The 3,502-nt window shown below is 68.3% G+C and carries 3 protein-coding genes and 2 pseudogenes; all 5 read right to left on the bottom strand.

Annotated elements, in window-relative coordinates:
* Positions 1–144 (bottom strand): annotated as a pseudogene (locus JYJ84_RS31710) (thiamine phosphate synthase); the annotation flags it as partial.
* 22 nt (positions 145–166) lie between these two features.
* Positions 167–1,510 carry a hemolysin family protein gene (locus JYJ84_RS31705; RefSeq protein ID WP_122949140.1) on the bottom strand — a complete coding sequence of 448 codons (1,344 nt, stop codon included), beginning with the start codon at positions 1,508–1,510 and terminating at the stop codon, positions 167–169.
* A 76-nt stretch (positions 1,511–1,586) separates the two neighbouring features.
* The gene (locus JYJ84_RS31700; protein WP_175221782.1) at positions 1,587–2,366 is read right to left on the bottom strand and encodes a sensor histidine kinase KdpD; all 780 of its coding nucleotides are present in this window, start codon (positions 2,364–2,366) and stop codon (positions 1,587–1,589) included.
* A gap of 67 nt (positions 2,367–2,433) precedes the next feature.
* Entirely contained in the window at positions 2,434–3,357 is a 924-nt protein-coding gene (locus JYJ84_RS31695) for a DMT family transporter (protein ID WP_122949142.1), read from the bottom strand.
* 41 nt (positions 3,358–3,398) lie between these two features.
* Positions 3,399–3,502: pseudogene (locus tag JYJ84_RS31690) on the bottom strand (LysR family transcriptional regulator); the annotation flags it as partial.

Below are 3,502 nucleotides of genomic sequence, written 5' to 3'. Positions count from 1 at the left end.
GAGCGATTTCACGCGCAGCTGCACGAGCGTCTCGCCGCGCGCGAGCACGGCCGACAATCGATCGAGGAACGCCGCGCAATCGGCCGCCGACGCGGACGCCGGTTCCGGCGTGATCACGCAGCAGCGCGGCAGCGTGGCGTTCATCGCGTGCGGCGAAGCGCGGCCGTCATTCGTCGGCCTCTTTCGCGATCTTCGGGTAGACGCGCACGAGCACGATGCGCGGCCCGTTCATCTTCTTCACGACGACGTCGAAGCGATCGAACGACACGCGCTGCCCTTCGGTCGGCAGGTCGCTGAGCGCCTGGATCACGAGGCCGCCAACCGATTCCGCGCGGCCTTCGTCGATGTCGATGCCGAGCGCCTGCTCGAGCGACACGACGGGCAGGCTGCCCTTGCCCATCAGCGTGCCGTCGTCGAGGCGGCTCCAGTCGGCGTCGCCCTGGCGGAACTCGTCGTGGATCTGGCCGACCAGCGCGCCGAGCAGGTTGTCGAGCGTCAGGAAGCCGATCGGTTTCTCACCCTTGTTGCCGACCAGCGCGAAGTGCGGTGCGCCCTTGCGGAAGCGGCGGAACAGGTCGAGCGCGGGGGTGTCGGGCTTCACGTACTGCACGGGGCGCACGTAGTCCGACAGGTCTTCCAGCGCCGCGCCGGCATGACGCGCGAGCAGCAGGTCCTTCAGGTGGATCAGCCCGCTCACCTGTTCGCGCGACGCATTCTCGAACAGCGGATAGCGGCTGAAACGGTGCCGCGCGACGATCTCCATGTTGTCGGGTAGCGGCAGGTCGCGGCGCAGGCCGATCATTTCATGGGCCGGCCGCATCAGGTCCGACACGGTCATCGACGAGAAATCGAGCGAATGCGCGAGCGTGTTCCACTCGTCGTTGCTGTACGTGCCGCGCGCCGGCTGGGCCGGATTGCCGGCCGTGCTGCGGCGGCTGCGCAGGATCAGCTTCAGCTCGTCGGTCGAGTAGTGGGCGTCGCCGCCGTGGTCCGCGGACAGCCCCGCGAGCCGCAGCACCGCGTTGGCGCTGTTGTTGAGCACCCAGATCGCCGGATACATCGCCCAGTAGAACGCGTAGAGCGGCAGCGCGACCCACAGGCCGACCTTTTCCGACTGGCGGATCGCCATCGATTTCGGCGCCAGCTCGCCGACGACGATGTGCAGGAACGAGATCAGCGAGAACGCGAACACGAGCGAGACCAGGTGCACGACGCGTTCGGACTGCACGCCGATCAGGTCGAGCAGCGGGCCGAGCAGTTGCGCGAAGGCCGGTTCGCCGACCCAGCCGAGGCCGAGCGACGCGAGCGTGATGCCGAGCTGGCACGCGGAAAGATACGCATCGAGCCGGCCGTGCACGATGCCGAGGATGCGGCCGCGCAGGCCGTGCTTGCGGGCCAGTGTCTTGACGCGCGTGGCGCGCAGTTTGACGAGGCCGAATTCGGCCGCGACGAAGAACCCGTTCAGGGCCACCAGGAACAACGCGCCGATGAGCGCGAAGATCTGTAACAAAGAAACACTCCGGTTATGACAGGCCCAACAGTATAGAGCCAGAAAGGAATTTGTAATGTGTCGGGTGGCCGATTGCTTACACCGGCGCCTCACCGGGGACGGAGAACGTGATGGCGGCGGTCGCGCCATCGGCGAACGCGTCATGCGAGCACGTGCCGCCGTGTGCGAGCGCGACCCGCTGGCAGAGTGCGAGCGTCCAGGCGATCCGCTTGGCGTCGCGCTCGCGCAGCATTTCGCGGCGAGCGAACGAATCGAACGCGTGCGGCTGCGCGGGATCGGCGAGCGCGCCGGCGTTCACGGTGCAGGTGGCGCGCGCGGTGAACTGCACGCCGTCGCGGGCGCACGCGAATGTCACGCGGCCGCCGGCGGCACTGACTTCGACCGCGGCCGTCAGCATCGTCCAGAGCGCCTGCGCGATGCGTTCGCGGTCGGCGGTCAACGACGGTTCGTCGTCCGGCAGCGTTACGTCGAGCGCGACCTGTCGTGCATCGGCGAGCGCGAAACGCACGAGCGCGATCGTGTCGTCGAGCAACGGGCGCAGCGTGAACGGCTGCGGCTTGAGTGCGAGCGTGCGCGTTTCCGCGCGCGGCGCGTCGAGCACGTCGTCGATCAGCGCAACCTGCTGGTCGATGCCCGTGCGGATGCCGGCGAGCGCGCGCTGCAGGTTCGGATCGGCGTTGGCGAGCTGGCGCTCGAGCACGTATGCCCAGCTGTGCATCGCGTTCAGCGGGCTGCGCAGGTCGTGCGACGCGGTGGAGAGCGCCTGGTCGCGCAGGAACAGCGCCGCCTGGGTGGCGTAATGCGCTGCGCGTTCGCGCAGCAGGTCGGCGGCGGGATCGACGGAAGTGGACGTCACGGAGCTGGCCTGTCGGAAGCGGTTGGCGTGGAAGTCACGCGAACCGCCATTATAGGGACGGTGCGTGTCACGCCGGCAGCGCGTCCTCGTCCTTTTTCCGGGCGTCGCCGTTCGGCAGCAACTGGCACGCGAGCAGGCCGGCCAGCATCAGCGCGCAGCCGACGAGCGCGCGCAGCGTCAGCGTTTCGCCGAGCGCGGCCCAGCCGGCGATCGCCGCGAACACGCCTTCCATGCTGAAGATCACGGCCGCGTGCGCGGGCGCCGCGTCGCGTTGCGCGACGACCTGCAGCGTATAGCCGACGCCGACCGACAGCAGGCCGCCGTACAGCAGCGTCGGCAGCGCGTTGCGCAGCATCGTGCCGCTGACCGGCTCGATGACGAGGCCGACCGCGAGGCATGCCACGCCGCACACGACGAACTGCATGAATGCGAGCACGAGCGGATTGTGGCGCTTCGCGAAATGGCCGACGGCCATCACGTGTGCGGCGATGATCACGGCGCCGGCGAGCTGGAACCAGTCGCCGTACAGCACCGAGAAGTGCTCGTTGATGCTGAGGAAATACAGGCCGATCGCCGCGAGCAGCGCGCCGAACCACGTGCCCGGGCCGATCCGGTGACGGGCGAACACGCCCATCAGCGGCACGATCACGACGTACAGCGAGCTGATGAAGCCCGCGTTGGCGATGCGCGTGTACTGCAGGCCGATCTGCTGCAGCGAAATCGATACCGCCAGCAGTCCGCCGAGCGCGAGGCCCGGCAGCAGCAGCACCGGCTCGCGGCGGATCGCCGCGAACTGCGCGCGCGACGCCGTGTTCAGCATCAGCAGCGGCACCAGCACCAGTGCGCCGAGCAGGAAACGGAGCCCCGTGAACAGGAACGGCCCGATCACGTCGAGGCTCAGGCGTTGGGCGACGAAAGCCGAACCCCAGATCGCGGCGGCGGCGAGCATCAGCAGGTTGGCACGGAGGTGCTTGCGGGCTTCGGTCTTCATTGGAATTCTTCTGGAGATTGCGGGGGGCGTAATCCGCTAGTTTACGCCGAGATTGCAAGGCTGTCGGCAAACCTTCGCAATGCGGCGGCGGCACGTGCGTCGCGTACGCGCGAATACAGCACGACCTGCGACATGGGCAGCGGCG

The sequence above is a fragment of the Burkholderia sp. LMG 13014 genome (genome assembly GCF_905232215.1).
In the GTDB taxonomy this organism is placed as follows: domain Bacteria; phylum Pseudomonadota; class Gammaproteobacteria; order Burkholderiales; family Burkholderiaceae; genus Burkholderia.
Note: the sequence above shows the minus strand (reverse complement) of the source record. Positions and strands in the feature narration are given on the sequence as shown.